Source organism: Citrobacter arsenatis, from assembly GCF_004353845.1.
GTDB classification, from domain to species: Bacteria; Pseudomonadota; Gammaproteobacteria; order Enterobacterales; family Enterobacteriaceae; genus Citrobacter; species Citrobacter arsenatis.
Genome location: NZ_CP037864.1, coordinates 3,073,262 through 3,093,515, shown reverse-complemented (window position 1 = coordinate 3,093,515; position 20,254 = coordinate 3,073,262). Strand labels below are relative to the sequence as shown.

General features: G+C 52.7%; 20 protein-coding genes. 11 read left to right on the top strand and 9 right to left on the bottom strand.

The annotated features are described in order from the left end of the window. The first annotated feature begins 100 nt into the window (after nt 1–100). On the top strand, nt 101–1,687 hold the full coding sequence (locus E1B03_RS16075) for an MFS transporter (RefSeq protein WP_133086564.1): 1,587 nt from the start codon (nt 101–103) through the stop codon (nt 1,685–1,687). Then, nucleotides 1,688–2,827 carry a beta-galactosidase BglB gene (gene bglB / locus E1B03_RS16070; protein ID WP_133086563.1) on the top strand — a complete coding sequence of 380 codons (1,140 nt, stop codon included), beginning with the start codon at nt 1,688–1,690 and terminating at the stop codon, nt 2,825–2,827. Here bglB and mrdA read toward each other — a convergent pair. Both mrdA and argS read right to left on the bottom strand, forming a co-directional pair. After that, on the bottom strand, nt 2,799–4,736 hold the full coding sequence (gene mrdA / locus E1B03_RS16065; protein ID WP_103771198.1) for a penicillin-binding protein 2: 1,938 nt from the start codon (nt 4,734–4,736) through the stop codon (nt 2,799–2,801). The genes bglB and mrdA overlap by 29 nt on opposite strands. A 274-nt stretch (nt 4,737–5,010) precedes the next feature. Next, nucleotides 5,011–6,744, bottom strand: a complete 1,734-nt coding sequence (argS, locus tag E1B03_RS16060; RefSeq protein WP_103771197.1) for an arginine--tRNA ligase — start codon at nt 6,742–6,744, stop codon at nt 5,011–5,013. Nucleotides 6,745–6,982: 238 nt separating this feature from the next. Here argS and E1B03_RS16055 point away from each other — a divergent pair, with 238 nt between their 5' ends. Both E1B03_RS16055 and cutC read left to right on the top strand, forming a co-directional pair. Continuing rightward, the gene (locus E1B03_RS16055; protein WP_103771196.1) at nt 6,983–7,549 is read left to right on the top strand and encodes a VOC family protein; all 567 of its coding nucleotides are present in this window, start codon (nt 6,983–6,985) and stop codon (nt 7,547–7,549) included. A 2-nt stretch (nt 7,550–7,551) separates the two neighbouring features. Beyond that, nucleotides 7,552–8,298, top strand: coding sequence for a copper homeostasis protein CutC (gene cutC / locus E1B03_RS16050; RefSeq protein ID WP_103771195.1), 747 nt, complete (start codon nt 7,552–7,554; stop codon nt 8,296–8,298). Nucleotides 8,299–8,476: 178 nt separating this feature from the next. On the opposite strand, the gene cmoB is transcribed toward cutC, so the two are convergent. The 5 genes from cmoB to E1B03_RS16025 are packed head-to-tail and all read right to left on the bottom strand — an operon-like array spanning nt 8,477 to nt 12,054. Beyond that, a complete protein-coding gene (gene cmoB / locus E1B03_RS16045; protein ID WP_103771194.1) occupies nt 8,477–9,445 on the bottom strand; it encodes a tRNA 5-methoxyuridine(34)/uridine 5-oxyacetic acid(34) synthase CmoB in 969 nt (322 codons plus the stop codon). Beyond that, on the bottom strand, nt 9,442–10,185 hold the full coding sequence (gene cmoA / locus E1B03_RS16040) for a carboxy-S-adenosyl-L-methionine synthase CmoA (RefSeq protein WP_043016732.1): 744 nt from the start codon (nt 10,183–10,185) through the stop codon (nt 9,442–9,444). The genes cmoB and cmoA overlap by 4 nt, the downstream gene beginning before the upstream one ends. Nucleotides 10,186–10,225: 40 nt before the next feature. Beyond that, nucleotides 10,226–10,621 carry an MAPEG family protein gene (locus E1B03_RS16035; protein ID WP_003833847.1) on the bottom strand — a complete coding sequence of 132 codons (396 nt, stop codon included), beginning with the start codon at nt 10,619–10,621 and terminating at the stop codon, nt 10,226–10,228. A gap of 51 nt (nt 10,622–10,672) precedes the next feature. Further along, nucleotides 10,673–11,491: a DUF72 domain-containing protein gene (locus E1B03_RS16030; RefSeq protein WP_103771193.1), complete on the bottom strand. Its 819-nt coding sequence runs from the start codon at nt 11,489–11,491 to the stop codon at nt 10,673–10,675. Beyond that, nucleotides 11,488–12,054, bottom strand: coding sequence for a hydrolase (locus E1B03_RS16025; protein ID WP_103771192.1), 567 nt, complete (start codon nt 12,052–12,054; stop codon nt 11,488–11,490). Before E1B03_RS16025 ends, E1B03_RS16030 begins: the two co-directional genes overlap by 4 nt. A 265-nt stretch (nt 12,055–12,319) precedes the next feature. Here E1B03_RS16025 and aspS point away from each other — a divergent pair, with 265 nt between their 5' ends. The 6 genes from aspS to ruvB all read left to right on the top strand — a co-directional run bounded on the left by aspS (nt 12,320) and on the right by ruvB (nt 17,576). Next, a complete protein-coding gene (aspS, locus tag E1B03_RS16020) occupies nt 12,320–14,092 on the top strand; it encodes an aspartate--tRNA ligase (RefSeq protein WP_103771191.1) in 1,773 nt (590 codons plus the stop codon). A gap of 1 nt (nt 14,093) precedes the next feature. Continuing rightward, nucleotides 14,094–14,537 carry a dihydroneopterin triphosphate diphosphatase gene (nudB, locus tag E1B03_RS16015; protein WP_103771190.1) on the top strand — a complete coding sequence of 148 codons (444 nt, stop codon included), beginning with the start codon at nt 14,094–14,096 and terminating at the stop codon, nt 14,535–14,537. A 28-nt stretch (nt 14,538–14,565) separates the two neighbouring features. Beyond that, complete coding sequence (locus E1B03_RS16010) at nt 14,566–15,309, top strand: YebC/PmpR family DNA-binding transcriptional regulator (RefSeq protein WP_003034865.1); 744 nt, start codon at nt 14,566–14,568, stop codon at nt 15,307–15,309. A 34-nt stretch (nt 15,310–15,343) separates the two neighbouring features. After that, entirely contained in the window at nt 15,344–15,865 is a 522-nt protein-coding gene (ruvC, locus tag E1B03_RS16005) for a crossover junction endodeoxyribonuclease RuvC (RefSeq protein ID WP_042307809.1), read from the top strand. Nucleotides 15,866–15,945: 80 nt separating this feature from the next. Next, complete coding sequence (ruvA, locus tag E1B03_RS16000; RefSeq protein ID WP_043016727.1) at nt 15,946–16,557, top strand: Holliday junction branch migration protein RuvA; 612 nt, start codon at nt 15,946–15,948, stop codon at nt 16,555–16,557. Nucleotides 16,558–16,565: 8 nt separating this feature from the next. Further along, the gene (ruvB, locus tag E1B03_RS15995; RefSeq protein ID WP_005120696.1) at nt 16,566–17,576 is read left to right on the top strand and encodes a Holliday junction branch migration DNA helicase RuvB; all 1,011 of its coding nucleotides are present in this window, start codon (nt 16,566–16,568) and stop codon (nt 17,574–17,576) included. A 105-nt stretch (nt 17,577–17,681) separates the two neighbouring features. On the opposite strand, the gene znuB is transcribed toward ruvB, so the two are convergent. Both znuB and znuC read right to left on the bottom strand, forming a co-directional pair. Further along, nucleotides 17,682–18,467, bottom strand: a complete 786-nt coding sequence (gene znuB / locus E1B03_RS15990; protein ID WP_133086562.1) for a zinc ABC transporter permease subunit ZnuB — start codon at nt 18,465–18,467, stop codon at nt 17,682–17,684. Further along, nucleotides 18,464–19,219, bottom strand: a complete 756-nt coding sequence (gene znuC / locus E1B03_RS15985; RefSeq protein ID WP_006684140.1) for a zinc ABC transporter ATP-binding protein ZnuC — start codon at nt 19,217–19,219, stop codon at nt 18,464–18,466. Before znuC ends, znuB begins: the two co-directional genes overlap by 4 nt. Before the next feature lie 78 nt (nt 19,220–19,297). Between znuC and znuA the strand changes: the two genes are divergently transcribed. Continuing rightward, the gene (gene znuA, locus E1B03_RS15980) at nt 19,298–20,242 is read left to right on the top strand and encodes a zinc ABC transporter substrate-binding protein ZnuA (RefSeq protein ID WP_133086561.1); all 945 of its coding nucleotides are present in this window, start codon (nt 19,298–19,300) and stop codon (nt 20,240–20,242) included. The last annotated feature ends 12 nt before the right edge of the window (nt 20,243–20,254 follow it).

The window sequence follows — 20,254 nt, the reverse complement described above, 5'->3', positions numbered from 1 at the left end:
AGGTTTCACTTCCGGTTAGCTTTTACTGTGACCCTGTAAGGATGCCCAATGTCAAAGCGAGGATTGCGGGGCCTCCAAATAATGTGCAGGGGTAACGGCAATGAAGACACGAAAAATTGGACTGGTTAACTATTTTGCCTACGGTTCAGGCGATTTTTTAGGCGCAGGCACCACGGCATTAACCGCGGCCTGGCTGCTCTATTTCTACACCACGTTCTGTGGTCTGACGCCTATCGAAGCGACCTTTATTTTTGCCACCGCCAGGGTGCTGGATGCCGTCGTGAGCCCATTAATGGGTTTTTTAACCGATAACTTTGGCTCAAGCTGGCTTGGCAAACGCTTCGGGCGACGTAAGTTTTTTATTCTGTTGGGGATCCCCTGTGTCTTTAGCTACTCGCTGATGTGGATCGGGGACATGGGATTCTGGTATTACCTGCTTACCTATCTGATTTTTGACGTGGTCTACACCATGATTCTGGTGCCTTACGAAACGCTGGTACCCGAAATGACCGATGACTTTAAACAGAAAACCAAATTTTCCGGCGCGCGTATTTCGATGGCGCAAATGTCAGCCATTCTGGCCTCATTCTTACCCGGTGTTCTGCTGACGCTATTTGGCAAAGATAACCCGGTGTCTTTTTTCTACGCCAGTCTGGTGTTCTCTGTACTGTGCGCCCTGATGCTGACTTTCGTCTGGTTTTTTACCTGGGAACGACCACGGGAAGAATGGACCCAGGCGGCCCTGCGCGCCGAAGAAGAGAAGAAAAGCCTGACCTTTAGCCAGAGTATGAACCGCTTGTTTGTTGAGCTGAGTTCAACCCTGCGTATCCGTATCTTTCGCCAGCATTTAGGTATGTATCTTGGCGGCTATATTGCCCAGGACGTCTTTAACGCCGTCTTTACTTACTACGTAGTGTTTGTGCTGATGCAGGAAGCATCAATGGCGTCAAACCTGCTGGGGACGATGGCTATCTTCCAGTTTATTGCTGTCATCGCCATGATCCCATTGTGTATCCGTTTCGGACCAGCACCGTCTTATCGCATGGTGGTCGTCCTGTTTGGCCTCAGTTCACTTTCCTACGCCGGGCTATATTACGCCGGACTCAGCGATGTTTATTCTCTGCTACTGCTGGTATCTGCCGTGGCGGGTCTGGGGCGTGGGGGGATCAATTACGTTCCCTGGAATACCTACACCTATATTGCCGACGTTGACGAAGTGATTACCGGTCAGCGTCGGGAAGGCATCTTTGCCGGCATTATGACGCTAACGCGTAAAGCGTCGCAGGCGGGCGCGGTGATGCTGGTGGGGATTGTCATGCAACTGTCCGGGTTTGTCTCCGGCCAGAGCGCACAGCCCGCGGCGGTCAGCCATACCATCCTGTTAATTCTAAGTTGCGGAACGCTGATTGTTCTGGCGCTGGGGTTCCTGGTTTCCCTGCGCTTCAAACTAAACCTGCAAACGCACAGCACCCTGCGTGAAGAGACTGCAAAAATGCGCGAGTCTGGGCGACCTGTGCTGGAAGGACTTTCTGCTGAAGGACGCGCCACCGTAGAGATGCTGTCAGGCATGCCATATGAATCACTTTGGGGTAACAACAATATTGGTTACCTGAATCGTAATAAACCAGCGGCACCGAAACTGGAAAAAGTTGCCGCATTGAATTCGACATTGACAGAGGTTAAGTAAATGATTGTTTACCCGGTTAAACACAGTCCATTATTGCGCCAACCAGAACATTTTATTGCCAGGGATGAATTAAAAGCGTTGATCAAAAAGGTGACGCATAACCTGGTCAATATTCATGACGAGACCGGCGAGTTCTTGCTACGTCTGGACGACGGACGCGTTATTGATACCAAAGGTTGGGCGGGATGGGAGTGGACGCACGGCGTCGGCTTGTATGGGATGTATCAGTATTATCAGCAAACCGGCGATGAAACGATGCGCGATATCATCGACAGCTGGTTTGCCGATCGCTTTGCGGAAGGCGCAACCACCAAAAACGTCAACACGATGGCGCCGTTTTTAACGCTGGCGTATCGCTACGAAGAGACGCGTAACCCCGCGTATCTGCCGTGGCTCGATAGCTGGGCGGAGTGGGCAATGCATGAGATGCCGCGTACCGAATATGGCGGTATGCAGCACATTACGTTGGCGGAAGAGAATCATCAGCAGATGTGGGATGACACATTAATGATGGCGGTTTTACCGCTGGCGAAGATTGGCAAGTTGCTCAACCGCCCCGAATATATTGAAGAGGCAACCTATCAGTTTCTGCTGCATGTGCAAAACCTGATGGATAAAGAAACGGGTCTGTGGTTCCACGGCTGGAGCTATGAAGGACAACATAACTTTGCCAACGCACGCTGGGCGCGTGGCAACAGCTGGTTAACTATTGTCATCCCGGATTTCCTCGAATTACTTGATTTGCCACAGAACAATGCGGTGCATCGCTATCTGGTGCAGGTTCTGCACGCGCAAATCGCCGCGCTGGCGAAGTGCCAGGATGAAAGCGGATTGTGGCACACCTTGCTGGACGACCCGCAGTCGTATCTGGAAGCGTCGGCAACCGCCGGGTTTGCCTATGGGATCCTCAAAGCGGTACGTAAACGCTATGTCGGGCAAGACTATGCGCTGGTCGCGGAGAAAGCCATCAGAGGCATTGTGCAACATATTTCAGCGGAAGGTGAACTGCTGCACACCTCGTTTGGAACAGGAATGGGCCACAATCTCGATTTCTATCGCAACATTCCGCGGACCTCAATGCCTTACGGACAGGCGATGGCGATGCTGTGCCTTACCGAATACTTGCGTAAGTATTTTTAATATCGGCGTCCGGTGGCGCAGCTGCTATCGGACCTGCTTGTTCAGGTGTCTCTGTTTGCGCGGCGTTGTTCTGTGGAGCAAACAGATGATCCATAATTTGACGCATAACCGGCGCGGCAGTGACGCCATCGCTGCCGCCGTTTTCCAGAATTAACGCCACGGCGACTTTCGGGTTTTTATACGGTGCAAACGCGGTATAGAACACGTGGTCGCGCAGGCGTACGGGGATCATTTTTGCATCGTAGGTTTGATTTTCTTTCAGGCTAAAGACCTGTGATGTGCCACTTTTCGCCGCAATGCCGTAAGGCGCGGTGTGAAAGAACTTATACCCTGTACCGTTTGGCTCATTAGCCATGCCGAACATCGCCTGACGCACCAACCCCCAGTAAGGTGACGAGGCCGAGGCGATTTGTGACGGTGCTTCGGGAGCCTGATACGGCGTAATGGTTTTTCCGCTCTCTTCATCAAGTAGCAGGTGAGGGGCGATAACCTTGCCGTTGTTAATCAGCGCAACCATGGCTTTTACCATCTGAATCGGTGTGGCAATCCAGTAGCCCTGACCGATACCAACCGAAATGGTATCTCCCTGATACCAGGATTTTTTATGCACCTTTTGCTTCCATTCGCGACTCGGCAGCAGGCCGTTATACTCCTCATCAAGATCGATGCCGGTCGGTTTGCCATAGCCAAACTGACTGAGCATGCTGTTAATCCGGTCGATCCCCATCATATACGCTACCTGATAAAAGAACGTGTCGGCAGACTCTTCAATCGCTTTGGTGACATCCAGCATACCGTGGCCCGTTTTTTTCCAGTCGCGGTAATGTCGCTCGGTGCCGGGAAGCGTCCAGGTGGGAGCACCGAAGAAACTGGTCTGCGGCGTGATCACGCCGTCCAGTAACGCTGACATCGCCATGTACGGTTTCACCGTGGAGGCGGGAGGGTAGAGACCCTGGGTGACGCGGTTGATCAACGGCAGGTCTTTATCCTGCAGCAGCTTGTTATAGTCCTGATAGCTGATGCCTTTGACAAACGGGTTAGGGTCATAGCTGGGGTTTGAGACCATTGCCAGCACGGAACCGTCGTGAGGATCCTCAACCAAAACGGCAGCCCGCTGGCCCGCTAGCAGGCTTTCAATGTATTGCTGTAAATGCAGATCCAGCGTCAGATGGATATCTTTTCCGGCAACGGGGGGCACATCTTTGATCAGGCGTACGATGCGCCCGTGGTTATCCACTTCCACTTCCTGATAACCGGTTTTCCCATGCAGTTCATTTTCGTAATAATGCTCGATACCCTGCTTGCCGATGTTGTGGTCAGCGGCGTAATTCTCAGCCAGGCCTTTTTTATCCAGCGCTTTCAGGTCGCTGTCATTAATTTTTGAAACATAGCCAAGGACATGTGCCAGCGCTGCGCCATACGGGTACTGGCGGTCCTCATAGCTATTGATATTGACGCCGTTGAAATGAAACTGGTTAACCGAGAAGCGGGCGATTTCCACATCGGTCAGCGCGTTTTTTAGCACGACCGGACGATAGCGGCTGCTGGCTTTCAGCTCATGGCGAAACTGGTCAATGTCATCAGGAGTGAGGTCAACGATGGGCGTGAGCTGCTGGATCAGGGCATTCATATCGCTGATCTTATACGGCGTAACGGAAATGTCGTACCAGGTCACGTTGCGTACCAGCGGAATACCATTGCGATCGTAAATCATGCCGCGCGTTGGGGCGACGGGCAGCATTTTGATGTCGTTTGCATTCGACCGGGTGGTGTAATACTGGTGCTGACAGATTTGCAAGTTGTAGAGATTGTAAATCAGGATGCCAAAACAGATGACTACAAGGCCAAAGGCCACCAATACACGTCGCTGGAAGAGTTTTTCTTCTGCCTCAAAATCTCTGAATGTCATTGACCCGTACCCGATTAATTTGCCGCCTAATGATACGGAGGCTTAAACGGGATGACAGGCAAAAAATGTTCCATATCTCTACGGAAATGTGTCATTCCTTGTGAATTATTACAAATTGCTGCTATCAGTAGGCTGGATAAGGCGTTTACGCCGCCATCCGGCAAGGTGCGCCTTACCGCCTGATGGCGCTTCGCTTATCAGACCTACGAGGGCGGTCATTTGGGAAACAAAAAAGCCCGCGACTTAGCGCGGGCTTTCACATCACTCGAGGTGATTACATCCGTTCTACGGTTTCGATACCCAGCGTATCCAGACCCAGCTTCAGGGTTTTCGCCGTCAGCTGTGCCAGTTTCAGTCGGCTGTTACGAATGTCTTCGTTTTCAGCGCTGAGGATAGGGCAGTGCTCGTAGAAGCCAGAGAACAGGCCGGCAACGTCGTACAGGTAAGCACACATTACATGTGGCGTACCTTCACGAGCAACGACGGTCAGCGTCTCTTCAAACTGCAGCAGACGCGCTGCCAGTTGGGCTTCGCGATCTTCGCTGATAATCACCTGCGCATTTGCCAGCGCGCTTTCGTCGATATCCGCTTTACGGAATACGGACAGTACGCGGGTATAGGCGTACTGCATATACGGCGCGGTGTTACCTTCGAACGCCAGCATGTTGTCCCAGTCGAAGATGTAGTCGGTAGTACGGTTTTTGGACAGGTCCGCATATTTCACCGCCCCGATACCGACCGCATTTGCCAGTTTTTCCAGCTCGTCGGCAGGCATGTCCGGGTTCTTCTCAGCGACCAGACGACGTGCGCGTTCCAGCGCTTCATCCAGCAGATCGGCCAGTTTAACCGTGCCACCCGCACGGGTTTTGAACGGCTTGCCGTCTTTGCCCAGCATCATACCGAACATGTGGTGTTCCAGCGGTACAGAGTCCGGCACATAACCGGCTTTACGCACGATGGTCCAGGCCTGCATTAAGTGCTGATGCTGGCGGGAATCGATGTAATAAAGTACGCGATCTGCATGCAGCGTTTCATAACGATACTTGGCGCAGGCGATGTCGGTTGTGGTGTAGAGATAGCCGCCATCTTTCTTCTGAATGATTACGCCCATCGGTTCGCCTTCCTTGTTTTTATACTCATCAAGGAATACGACGGTAGCGCCTTCGCTTTCAACAGCCAGGCCTTTAGCTTTGAGATCGGCCACGATGCCAGGCAGCATCGGGTTGTACAGGCTTTCGCCCATTACGTCGTCACGGGTCAGGGTAACGTTGAGGCGATCGTAGGTTAACTGGTTTTGCGACATGGTAATGTCGACCAGTTTGCGCCACATCTCACGGAAGTATTCGTCGCCGCCTTGCAGCTTCACGACATAACTACGGGCGCGTTCTGCGAAGGCTTCATCTTCGTCGTAATGTTTTTTCGCATCACGGTAGAAACCTTCCAGGTCAGCCAGCGCCATCTCTCCGGCATTTTCCTGCTGTTGTTTTTCCAGCCACGCGATGAGCATACCGAACTGCGTGCCCCAGTCGCCGACGTGGTTGGCGCGGATAACATTGTGGCCGAGGAATTCCAGCGTACGCACCGCAGCGTCACCGATGATGGTGGAGCGCAGGTGACCAACGTGCATCTCTTTCGCTACGTTAGGTGCAGAGTAATCAACAACAACGGTTTGTTTAGCCGGTTGGGTGACGCCCAGACGATCGGAGGTCAGCGCCTGCTGAACGTGCTGCGCGAGAAATGCCGGATCGAGGAAAATATTGATAAAGCCCGGGCCGGCAATTTCAACTTTGCTGGCGATCCCGTTGAGATCCAGATGAGTCAGCACCTGCTCAGCCAGTTGTCGCGGCGCCATACCCAGTTTTTTAGCGACCGCCATCATGCCATTAGCCTGATAGTCGCCGAACTGTACTTTTGCTGACTGACGAACCTGTGGTTCGCAATCTGCAGGCGCGCCTGCAGCAATCATGGCCTGACTGACTTTTTCTGAGAGAAGAGCCTGAATATTCACCGGAATACCTTACATTTATGAAGCGGGAAAAAATTCACCGCACCAGTTTAAGAATTAAGGGCGGGAGTATACTGCAAATGCCCGTTGCCGTCAGCATTGCGAGTAGCGCACACAGTCTAAAATTCAGGCAATGCAATTACGTTTTATTATTCATGTTACGTTCGAAGAAAACAGCGGTTGGATGGCGCAGCGCAACAGAGTAAATTAGCGGCTTTGAACATGGATATGAGCTTTTAATATGGCGAACTGGCAGACCGTTGCAGAACTACAGGATATTTCTGCAGATTTACCGCATTTCACGCAGGCATTAACGGAACTTTCCACCCGTCTTGGGCTGGATATCTCAGGTCTGGAAGCCGATCACATTTCCTTGCGTTGCCATCAAAATACCACCGCAGAACGCTGGCGTCGTGGCTTTGAACAGTGCGGTGAGTTGCTGTCAGAAAACATCATTAACGGCAGACCAATTTGTCTTTTTAAACTGCATGAGCCAGTTTGTGTGCAACATTGGCAATTTTCCATCGTTGAGCTGCCGTGGCCAGGCGAAAAACGCTATCCACATGAAGGCTGGGAACATGTTGAAATTGTTCTGCCGGGTGAGGCACAAACGCTGAACGCCAGAGCACTGGCGCTGCTTTCCGATCACGGACTGAGTCAGCCGGGTATATTTGTAAAAACCAGTTCGCCAAAAGGCGAGCGTGAACGTTTACCGAATCCGACGCTGGCCGTCAGCGATGGCAGCGTGACGATAAAATTCCATCCATGGTCGATTGAAGCCATTGTGGCAAGTGAACGTCAGGAGTGAGTATGGCTTTACTGGAAATCTGCTGTTACAGCATGGAGTGCGCGCGTACAGCGCAGCTAAACGGCGCGGATCGCATTGAGCTTTGCGCAGCACCTAAAGAAGGGGGCTTAACACCGTCACTGGGGGTCTTGCGTTCTGTTCGCCAGCATATTTCGATTCCCGTCAATCCCATTATTCGCCCACGCGGAGGCGACTTTTGTTACACCGATGGTGAATTCGCTGCAATGCTGGATGATATTGCGATGGTGAAAGAACTGGGGTTCTCGGGGCTGGTGACCGGCATTTTAAATGCAGATGGTGATGTTGATATGCCGCGCATGGAAAAAATAATGATCGCCGCAGGTTCACTGCACGTCACTTTTCATCGTGCCTTTGATATGTGTGCTAACCCACTCAATGCGATGAAAAAGTTAGCTGATTTGGGCATCGCCAGAGTGCTGACTTCTGGGCAAAAATCAGATGCTGCGCAAGGTTTAACAAAAATAATGGAACTTATTGCGCAGGCGGATGCTCCAATCATTATGGCCGGAGCGGGGGTTCGCGCCTCGAATTTGCCCCTGTTCCTTGATGCTGGAGTGCAGGAAGTTCACAGCTCTGCCGGAGTATGGCTGGCTTCACCAATGCGTTATCGCAATTCGGGGTTGTCGATGTCTTCGGATACGCAGGCGGATGAATATTCCCGCTATGCGGTAGACGGGGCGGCGGTTGCGGAAATGAAAGCAATCATTGCACACCATCAGGCCAACTGATTTTTACCGTTGCATCATGTCGCCCAATATGATGCTTGCTCGTACCAGGCCCCTGCCAATTCAACAGGGGCCTTTTTTTCTCCTTCATATTTCAAGCTGCAGCAGCGTTGGCCGCCTTGCTGCAACTTGAACTATTTTGGAGAAACGGTGCTATACGTAACGGTCATCCGGCAATCCATCACGGCTTACGCGCAATCAATACCGCACGTAATGGGGCGGGGTAGCCTTCCACCGTTTTGCTGTGGTCGTTCGGGTCGAGGAAGTCGGCCAGCGATTCGGTTATCATCCACTCGGTGCGGCGCTGCTCTTCGGTAGTGGTGACGCAGACATCGGCGATACGCACATCAACAAATCCGCATTTTTCCAGCCAGTTTTTTAGCGCCAGCGCAGACGGAATAAAGTAGACGTTACGCATCTGCGCGTAGCGGTCGCCCGGCACCAGGACGGTATTTTCATCACCTTCGATGACCAGCGTTTCCAGCACCAGTTCACCATCTTTAACCAACTGATCCTTCAACTGCCACAGGTGTTCCAGCGGTGAACGGCGGTGATAAAGCACGCCCATGGAGAATACGGTATCAAAGGCGTTGAGCGCCGGTAGCTGTTCAATACCCAGCGGTAGCAGATGAGCACGTTGGTCATTGCCCAGCAGTTTGCGTACCGCCTCAAACTGGCACAGGAACAGTTGCGTAGGATCGATACCAACCGCCAGATGCGCCCCCGCGCCAATCATGCGCCACATGTGATAGCCACTGCCGCAGCCGACGTCAAGAATGGTACGGCCGGTAAGGTCAGACAAATGCGGCAGAACGCGATCCCACTTCCAGTCTGAGCGCCACTCGGTATCAATATTGACGCCGTACAGCGAGTACGGTCCCTTACGCCATGGCATCAGGTTACGCATCAGGGTGTCGATACGTTTGAGTTGACCTTCGCTGAGCGGCTCTTTGCTTTCTGCAGTAACGCTATGCAGTAAGTCCAGGCGATGCGGCGTTATCTCCGGCAGAAACTCGACGGCGTTTGCCCACTGCTTAAATAAGCCGTGCTGGTCGCGCTGCCAGGTAGCGATTTGTGCCGGAAGTGTTTCCAGCCAATGGGAAAGATGGTTTTTGGCAATCAGCTGATAAAAGTTACCAAAGTCGATCATGCACTTACCCCAGCTTTCAGCGCCACCAGAGAACCAAAGTTGAAGCACTGGAACCACAATTCGCTGTGCTCAAAACCGGCCTGATGCAGTCGTGCTTTGTGCGTTTCGACCGAGTCGGTCAGCATCACATTCTCCAGCATGCTGCGCTTTTGGCTGATTTCCAGTTCGCTATAGCCATTTGCCCGTTTGAAGTCGTGGTGCATGTTGAACAGCAGTTCGCCAACGTTAGCGTCTTCAAAGCTGAATTTCTCAGAAAGAACCAGCGCGCCGCCGGGATTCAGCCCCTGATAAATCTTATCCAACAACGCCTGGCGCTCAGGTGGCTCAAGGAATTGCAGGGTAAAATTCAGCACCACCATCGAGGCGTTTTCGATAGTAATGTTGCGAATATCGCCTTCGACAACCTCAACCGGGGTCGGTGCCTTATAGGCGTCAATATGACGACGGCAGCGCTCAACCATCGCCGGAGAGTTATCGACAGCAATAATTTTGCAATTCTCGTGATGAATATTGCGACGCACCGAGAGCGTCGCCGCGCCCAAAGAGCAGCCCAGATCGTAGACCTGCGTGTTGGGTTGTACGAAACGTTCGGCCAGCATGCCAATCATAGAAATGATATTGGAATAGCCAGGAACGGAACGCTGGATCATATCCGGGAAGACTTCAGCTACCCGTTCATCAAAGGTCCAGTCACCCAGACTGGCGATAGGCGCAGAAAAAAGCGTGTCGCGGTGAGACATAACGTAAAAATCCGGGAAAAATAAAGTGGCGTATTGTGCGCTAATGCAGGGAGAAAACCAACTCCCAGGGCATATACCAAAGATTCGCCAGCACCATTAGCAACAGCGAACACCAGGTTGCGCTCATGCCTGAACGGCGCCAGCGGAAGAGTCGGTGGTGGAATCCGTAATAATGCATCAGTCGTCCGGCAATCAACATCAGCCCGCAAATATGCACCATCCACGTCTCTGCGCCGTTCATTTCCATAAATAACAGCAGCACTAACGCGACGGGAATATATTCCACCGCATTACCATGAATGCGGATAGCGCTTTGCAGTTCGCTAAAACCACCGTCACCATAGGCAACGCGGTACTGCATGCGCAGGCGAACGACGTCAAAGGAGAACTTTATTAACAATAACGCACCCAATACGGCATAAAGCGCGCTTACCATACAAACTCCCTTTAAAATGGCAGATGGCACTGTCTATGATAGGTGGCAATTTCAGAAAAGAGAAGATTGCTGTGGAATAGACGGTGCTGATCCGATCTCTGGCAGGGCATTGCGTAAATCTGCCCATAGCGTATCTACAAGCTGCGGGGCCTGTGCGATGTCCGGCGTATGCAAAAACAGATACGGCGTCGTGGTGCGTTGCCATAGCGACAGTTTGGTCAGCCAGACGGCAAAAAGTGCGCTGTTTTGTGCCATGTCATCGCTGCCGATAAAGCGTACCATCGGATGGTCTGCCGTGACTACCGCATGCACCGGAACCTTTGGTTTCTTGCGCTGAGCATCACGTATCGCTTCGGTATGCGGGATCGCGGCATGCACCGGGCGGCTGTCCAGAATCACCCGGTTTACGCCGCGATCGTGTAAGCCCCGATTAAATAGCTGTTCGTTTTCACCTTTGGCAAAGAAGTCCGGATGGCGAACCTCCACACCGTAGGTAAAGGATTTGGGGAGCGCATCAAGAAATTGCCACAGGGCAGGCAGGTCACGCGGACCAAAAGTCGCGGGTAATTGCAGCCAGTATTGTCCAATACGCGATTCCAGCGGCGACATGCGCGTGAAAAATTCCTGTACCAGGTCATCACAATTTCGCAGTGCGGCCTGGTGCGAAATGGTGGCCGGAAACTTAAAACAAAAACGAAACGCATCGGTGGTCTGCGCGTGCCAGCGGGCAACTATATCGGCTTTTGGCAGCGCGTACAGCGTGGTATTGCCCTCCACACAGTTAAAGTGGCGGGCATATTCTTCAAGGCTTGAGATCCCCAGACGCACCCATTTTGGATGCGACCACTGGGGTAAACCGATATAAATCATAGCGCTTGTAGGATCTCATCCACGCTGCGTACGCGTGCGATGCGCGGGAAAATATGCGTCATGCTGCCCAAGTGTTGATCGGCGCTGGCGGCACTACAGGCGTCTTCTGCAACGATCAGATTAAAACCCAGCTCCCACGCATTTCGCGCCGTTGACTCCACGCCAATGTTTGTGGAGATGCCGCACAGGACGATGGTATCGATGCCCCGACGACGCAGCTGTAGCTCCAGATCGGTGCCGTAGAACGCGCCCCACTGGCGCTTGGTGACTTCGAGATCGCTGGCGCATTTCCCCAGAGCTGCCGGGTAATCCCACCAGTTTTCAGGCAACGCTTTTGCCGGAGTTTGCGCATCAACCGGTTGTTTCAGCGCTTCGGCGTAATCGTCAGACCAGCCGACGCGCACCATAACCACCGGGGAACCGTGGGCACGGAATTTTTCCGCCAACAGCGCGGTGCGGGTAACCACATCGTGTGCCGTATGAGGTCCACCAGCGAAAGGCAGGATCCCTTCCTGTAAGTCGATCACGACAAGGGCGGTTGTTTTTGTGTTCAGTTCCAGCATGGTCACTCCAGTAAAAAATAGAATTCCGTTACACCTTAATCGCGAATCAGTGTGAAAGGGGCGACAATTTTTGTTATTTTTTGTGAGATTACGCAATGCCCGTCGAGGAAACAGGCGTACAGTCAGTACCGGACTTATCGTGCGGCAGAATTTCCAGTATAATAGCCGCCTTTTTTCATTCAGTTGTGACATTCAGCTAAAGCTGCGACTTCGTCACCTGCGAGACAGGTGACAATCCGCCTGCGGCAAAGTTAAGGGATATCTCATGCGTACAGAATATTGCGGACAGCTACGTCTGTCCCACGAGGGGCAGCAGGTGACTCTGTGTGGTTGGGTCAACCGTCGTCGTGATCTTGGTAGCCTGATCTTTATCGATATGCGCGACCGCGAAGGTATCGTGCAGGTATTTTTCGATCCGGACCGTGCAGACGCGTTAAAGCTGGCCTCTGAACTGCGTAATGAGTTCTGCATCCAGGTTACGGGCACCGTACGTGCGCGTGACGCGAAAAACGTCAACGCCGATATGGCGACGGGCGAAATTGAAGTGCTGGCTTCCGATCTGACTATCATCAACCGTTCGGACTCGCTGCCGCTGGACTCTAACCACGTCAACACCGAAGAAGCGCGACTGAAGTATCGCTATTTGGATCTGCGTCGTCCTGAAATGGCACAGCGCCTGAAAACGCGTGCCAAAATTACCAGTCTGGTGCGTCGTTTTATGGACGACCACGGCTTCCTCGACATCGAAACGCCGATGCTGACCAAAGCGACGCCGGAAGGCGCGCGCGATTACCTGGTACCTTCTCGCGTACATAAAGGTAAGTTCTACGCGCTGCCGCAGTCTCCTCAGCTGTTTAAACAGCTGCTGATGATGTCGGGTTTTGACCGCTATTATCAGATCGTAAAATGCTTCCGTGATGAAGACTTACGTGCTGATCGTCAGCCTGAATTTACCCAGATCGACGTTGAGACTTCCTTCATGACCGCGCCGCAGGTGCGTGAAGTGATGGAAGCCCTGGTACGTAACTTGTGGCTGGAAGTTAAAGGTGTTGATCTGGGTGACTTCCCGATCATGACTTTTGCCGAAGCTGAGCGTCGTTACGGTTCCGATAAGCCAGACCTGCGTAACCCGATGGAGCTGGTTGACGTTGCCGATCTGGTGAAAGGCGTTGAGTTCGCGGTGTTCTCTGGTCCGGCGAACGATCCGAAAGGCCGTGTCGCAGCCCTGCGTGTGCCGGGTGGTGCGAGCTTGAGCCGTAAGCAGATCGACGATTACGGTAACTTTATTAAGATTTACGGCGCGAAAGGTCTGGCTTACATCAAAGTCACCGAGCGAGCGAAAGGCCTGGAAGGTATCACCAGCCCGGTTGCTAAGTTCCTGAATGCAGAAATCGTGGAAGCGATTCTGGCGCGTACCGGTGCGCAAGATGGCGATATGATCTTCTTCGGTGCCGACAACAAGAAAGTGGTTGCCGACGCGATGGGCGCGCTGCGTCTGAAGCTGGGTAAAGATCTGAACATTACCGACGAAGCCAAATGGGCGCCGCTGTGGGTTATCGACTTCCCGATGTTTGAAGACGATGGTGAAGGCGGACTGACCGCAATGCACCATCCGTTCACCGCGCCGAAAGATATGACCGCCGCTGAGCTGAAAGCTGCGCCGGAAGATGCGGTTGCCAACGCATACGATATGGTCATCAACGGCTATGAAGTAGGCGGTGGTTCCGTGCGTATTCACAACGGCGATATGCAGCAGACCGTATTCGGTATTCTGGGCATTAACGAACAAGAGCAGCGCGAGAAGTTCGGCTTCCTGCTGGATGCGCTAAAATACGGTACACCGCCGCATGCGGGCCTGGCGTTTGGTCTGGACCGTCTGACTATGCTGCTGACCGGTACTGACAACATTCGTGACGTTATTGCTTTCCCGAAAACGACGGCTGCAGCATGTCTGATGACTGAAGCGCCGAGCTTTGCCAACGAAGCGGCGCTGGCGGAACTGAGCATTCAGGTTGTTAAGAAGGCCGAGAATAACTGATATGACATACAAACAGCCTGTCTCGGTGTTAGTCGTGATTTATGCAAAGGACACCGGGAGAGTGCTGATGTTACAGCGACGCGACGATCCTGATTTCTGGCAGTCGGTCACCGGCAGCCTTGAAGAGGGTGAAACCGCGTCGCAAGCCGCTATGCGCGAAGTAAAGGAAGAGGTCGCCATTGATGTTGCGTCTGAGCAACTGACCTTAATTGACTGTCAGCGCACGGTGGAGTTTGAGATTTTTAGCCATTTACGTCATCGCTATGCACCGGGAATTGAACGTAATACTGAATCCTGGTTTTGCCTGGCACTTCCCTCAGAACGAGAGATCGTGTTCACCGAACATCTGACCTATCGTTGGGTTAATGCGGCTGAAGCCGCCCAGTTAACCAAGTCGTGGAGTAACCGGCAGGCGATTGAAGAGTTTGTAATTAACGTCGCCTGAAAAGGCGCGCTTTTTGGAGATATTATTTATGGCAGGTCATAGTAAATGGGCCAACACCAGACACCGTAAAGCAGCGCAGGATGCTAAACGCGGTAAAATTTTCACCAAAATAATTCGTGAGCTGGTGACGGCGGCAAAACTCGGCGGCGGCGATCCGGATGCTAACCCGCGTCTGCGTGCAGCGGTTGATAAAGCGCTGGCTAACAATATGACCCGTGACACCCTGAACCGTGCAATCGCGCGTGGTGTGGGTGGTGATGAAGATTCCAACATGGAAACCATCATCTATGAAGGTTACGGTCCTGGCGGTACAGCCGTTATGATTGAATGTCTGTCTGACAACCGTAACCGTACCGTTGCGGAAGTCCGTCACGCGTTCACGAAAACCGGTGGTAACCTTGGTACCGACGGCTCCGTCGCTTACCTGTTCAGCAAAAAAGGCGTCATCTCCTTTGAACAAGGCGATGAAGATGCCATCATGGAAGCGGCACTGGAAGCAGGTGCTGAAGACGTTGTGACCTTCGACGACGGCGCAATTGACGTTTACACCGCGTGGGAAGAGATGGGTAAAGTGCGTGACGCGCTGGAAGCGGCGGGTCTGAAAGCGGACGCAGCTGAAGTGTCAATGATCCCATCCACCAAAGCGGATATGGATGCAGAAACAGCGCCGAAACTGCTGCGTCTGATCGATATGCTGGAAGACTGCGACGACGTGCAGGAAGTTTACCACAACGGCGAGATCTCTGATGAGGTTGCAGCTACCTTAGAATGAGGTGGCTGTACCGCAACCTGACAGGAGGTGCGTGATGTCTATTATTCTCGGCATTGACCCGGGGTCGCGCATCACCGGTTATGGCGTAATCCGTCAGGTCGGCAGACAGCTGACCTACCTCGGCAGCGGTTGTATTCGCACCAAAGTTGACGATCTTCCGTCCCGTCTGAAGTTGATTTATGCGGGCGTGACGGAAATCATCACCCAGTTTCAACCGGACTATTTTGCCATTGAGCAGGTTTTTATGGCGAAGAACGCCGATTCGGCGCTAAAGCTGGGGCAGGCGCGCGGTGTGGCAATCGTTGCGGCGACCAATCAGGAACTTCCGGTCTTTGAATACGCGGCCCGCCAGGTAAAACAGACCGTTGTGGGTATCGGTAGCGCGGAAAAAAGCCAGGTTCAGCATATGGTGCGCACGCTGCTAAAACTTCCGGCGAACCCGCAGGCGGATGCCGCGGATGCGCTGGCGATTGCCATTACCCACTGTCACGTCAGCCAGAACGCCATGCAAATGAGCGAGTCGAGGCTTAATCTGGCGCGAGGCCGGTTACGTTAGTGACAAATGAGGCTGGATATCTATCCAGCCTTTTTTTATGATAGCGCATTACCTTTTAGCCCTTAACGCAGGAGCGTCACGTGATAGGCAGACTCAGAGGCATCATTCTGGAAAAACAACCCCCGCTGGTCCTTCTGGAAACGGGCGGGGTAGGCTATGAAGTTCATATGCCGATGACCTGTTTCTACGAGTTGCCTGAAGCCGGGCAGGAAGCGATTATCTTCACCCATTTTGTGGTGCGTGAAGACGCTCAACTGCTGTATGGCTTTAACAACAAGCAAGAACGCACGTTGTTTAAAGAGTTAATTAAAACTAACGGCGTGGGGCCGAAGCTGGCGTTGGCGATCCTCTCCGGAATGTCTGCGCAGCAGTTTGTTAATGCCGTAGAGCGCGAAGAGCTTGGCGCGTTAGTGAAATTACCGGGCATTGGTAAGAAAACCGCAGAGCGTTTGATTGTTGAAATGAAAGACCGCTTTAAAGGCCTGCATGGTGACCTCTTCACCCCGGCAGCGGATCTGGTTCTGACCTCTCCGGCCAGTCCGACAACGGACGACGCCGAGCAGGAAGCGGTTGCTGCGCTGGTGGCGTTGGGCTATAAACCACAAGAAGCCAGCCGCATGGTGAGCAAAATTGCCCGCCCTGATGCCAGCAGTGAAACCCTGATTCGTGAAGCGCTTCGCGCGGCATTGTGAGGTAAAGGATGATTGAAGCAGATCGCCTGATTTCGGCTGTTAGCACGACCCCTGAAGATCTGGTGGATCGTGCAATCCGCCCTAAATTGCTGGAAGAGTATATTGGCCAGCCTCAGGTTCGTTCGCAGATGGAGATTTTTATCCAGGCGGCGAAGCTGCGCGGTGACGCTCTCGATCACCTGCTGATTTTCGGTCCTCCAGGTCTTGGTAAAACGACACTTGCCAATATTGTGGCCAATGAAATGGGCGTTAATCTGCGTACGACGTCCGGTCCGGTACTGGAAAAAGCGGGCGATCTGGCGGCAATGCTGACCAACCTTGAACCCCACGATGTGCTGTTTATCGATGAAATCCATCGCCTGTCGCCGGTAGTGGAAGAGGTACTGTATCCGGCGATGGAAGATTATCAGCTGGATATCATGATTGGCGAAGGGCCGGCTGCACGTTCGATTAAGATCGATCTGCCACCGTTTACGCTAATCGGGGCGACGACGCGCGCCGGATCGTTAACGTCCCCGCTGCGTGACCGTTTTGGTATTGTACAGCGCCTGGAGTTCTATCAGGTGGCTGACCTGCAGCACATTGTAGGACGCAGTGCCCGTTTTATGGGGCTGGAAATGAGCGATGAAGGCGCGCTGGAAGTGGCGCGTCGCGCCCGTGGAACGCCGCGTATCGCCAACCGGTTATTACGCCGGGTACGCGATTTCGCCGAAGTGAAGCATGACGGTACAATTTCAGCCGATATTGCCGCTCAGGCGCTGGATATGCTCAATGTGGATGCGGAAGGGTTCGATTATATGGACCGCAAGCTGCTGCTGGCCGTTATCGATAAATTCTTCGGTGGACCGGTAGGACTGGATAACCTGGCAGCAGCGATTGGGGAAGAACGTGAAACCATCGAGGACGTGCTGGAGCCATATCTGATTCAGCAAGGTTTTCTACAGCGTACGCCACGTGGACGTATGGCAACGGTGCGCGCCTGGAACCACTTTGGCATTACCCCGCCAGAGATGCCTTAAGCACCGGCTTGCCGGATGGCGACGCTAAAGCGCCTTATCCGGCCTACGAGTCGCGCCATCTGTAGGCCGGATAAGGCAAGCCGCTATCCGGCAACAACAAACGAATCAGCTCGCCTGCTTTTTCATCATGCTGAAGATAAACATCAGCGCGGCGCACAGCACCACGGAAGGACCAGCCGGAGTGTCATAGAAGGCCGAGAAGGTCAGTCCGCCTGTAACCGCTATCATTCCCACACCAACGGCAACGCCTGCCATTTGTTCCGGCGTACGGGCAAAGCGACGGGCGGTAGCCGCAGGGATAATAAGCAGCGAGGTGATTATCAGCGCCCCGACAAATTTCATCGCCACGCCAATCGTTAATGCCGTAACCAGCATCAGTAGCAGCTTAACGCGTTGAAGCTTCACGCCATCGACAAATGCCAGATCCGGACTGATGGTCATCGACAGCAGGTTACGCCACTGCCAGAACAAAATAGCCAGAACAATAACTACGCCAATGGCGATGGAGATAAGATCTTCGGGCGTCACGGCGAGCAAATCACCAAACAGGTAGGCCATCAGATCCACGCGAATGTTTGACATCAGGCTGACGACAACCAGCCCCAATGAAAGCGCGCTGTGGGCCATAATACCCAGTAAGGTATCGATCGCGAGGTGAGGGCGTTTCTCCAGCCAGACAAGACCGGCAGCCAGCAGCAAGGTGACGGCGATGACGGCATAGAAAGGGTTTACATCCAGCAGCAGGCCAAATGCGACCCCCAACAGCGATGCATGGGCGAGCGTATCACCGAAATAAGACATTCGACGCCAGACCACAAACGAGCCGAGTGGGCCAGCGGCACAGGCCAGCATGATCCCGGCTAACCAACCGGGTAATAACAATTCAATCATGAGTGACCATTTCCCCGGCGTAAGACGATACGACCCTGTAAATCATGGCGGTGATTATGATTATGACGGTAAATTCCGAGTTGTTCAGCGCCGCGTTGCCCGAACATGGAGATGAATTCCGGGTGCATGGAAACCACTTCCGGCGCACCAGAACAACAAATGTGATGGTTCAGGCACAGTACCTCATCGGTTTTCGCCATCACCAGATGCAGGTCATGGGAAACCATCAGCACGGCGCAATCCAGTTCACGTCGCAATTGGTCGATAAGATCGTAGAGTGCGACCTGTCCATTGACATCCACACCCTGGGTTGGCTCATCAAGCACCAGTAGCTGAGGTTTATTCAATAAAGCACGGGCCAACAGGACGCGTTGCGTTTCCCCGCCAGAAAGTTTTTGCATCGGCGCATTCATCAGATGTCCGGCCTGAACGCGCTTTAACGCCGGGAGGATATCCTCTTTTTTGGTGCCGGGACGTAGGCGTAAAAAGCGGCTTACCGTCAGCGGAAGCGTAGTATCGAGGTACAGTTTTTGCGGCACATAGCCAATCCGCAATTGACCATTACGCTTGATAACTCCCTCATCAGCCGCTACCAGGCCTAATACAACGCGCACCAGCGTAGACTTCCCGGCACCATTTGGACCGAGAAGCGTCAATATTTTACCGGGTCGAAGCTCAAGCGATACGTCAGAGAGGACGCGGCGTTGACCATAAGAGACCGAGACATTTTCCAGTGAAACCAAAGTCGTCATATCAATTTTAGTCTTGCAGAAGTTATAGAATGTTATAATATCACATTTCTTACATTCATTACGATGATTGGTCGCATTATGTTACATAAAAATACGCTTCTTTTCGCAGCATTATCCGCTGCTCTTTGGGGTAGTGCAACACAGGCAGCAAATGCCGCTGTTGTGGCCTCTCTCAAGCCGCTTGGGTTTATCGCTTCAGCCATAGCGGATGGGGTTACTGACACCCAGGTTCTGCTACCTGACGGGGCTTCCGAACACGATTACTCATTGCGTCCATCAGACGTAAAACGCTTACAGGGCGCGGACTTAGTCGTTTGGATTGGACCTGAGATGGAAGCGTTCATGGAAAAGTCAGTTAAGAATATTCCTGACGCGAAACAGGTAACGATTGCGCAGCTTAATGACGTGAAACCGTTACTCATGAAAGGTGCTGACGACGACGATGACGATCATGGACACAATGATGCTGGCGGTGAAAAAAGTGACGAGCATCACCATCACGGCGATTACAACATGCATCTTTGGCTTTCCCCAGAGATAGCGCGGGCCTCAGCGGTTGCAATCCATGAAAAATTAGTGGAACTTATGCCGCAAAGTCGAGCCAAACTTGACGCCAACCTGAAGGATTTTGAGGCACAATTAGCCGCAACCGATAAGCAGGTAGGTAACGAGCTCGCGCCGCTCAAGGGAAAAGGTTATTTCGTTTTTCATGACGCCTATGGCTACTACGAAAAACACTACGGACTAACACCGCTTGGTCACTTTACCGTGAACCCTGAGATTCAACCTGGTGCGCAGCGTTTACATGAAATAAGAACACAGTTGGTTGAGCAAAAAGCAACCTGCGTTTTTGCTGAGCCACAGTTCAGGCCAGCGGTCGTTGAAGCCGTCGCGAGAGGAACATCCGTTCGAATGGGAACGTTGGATCCGCTCGGTACGAATATCAAACTGGGTAAAACAAGCTATTCAGCGTTTTTGAACCAATTAGCCAACCAGTATGCGAGCTGCCTGAAAGGAGATTAATGAGGAAGTGAA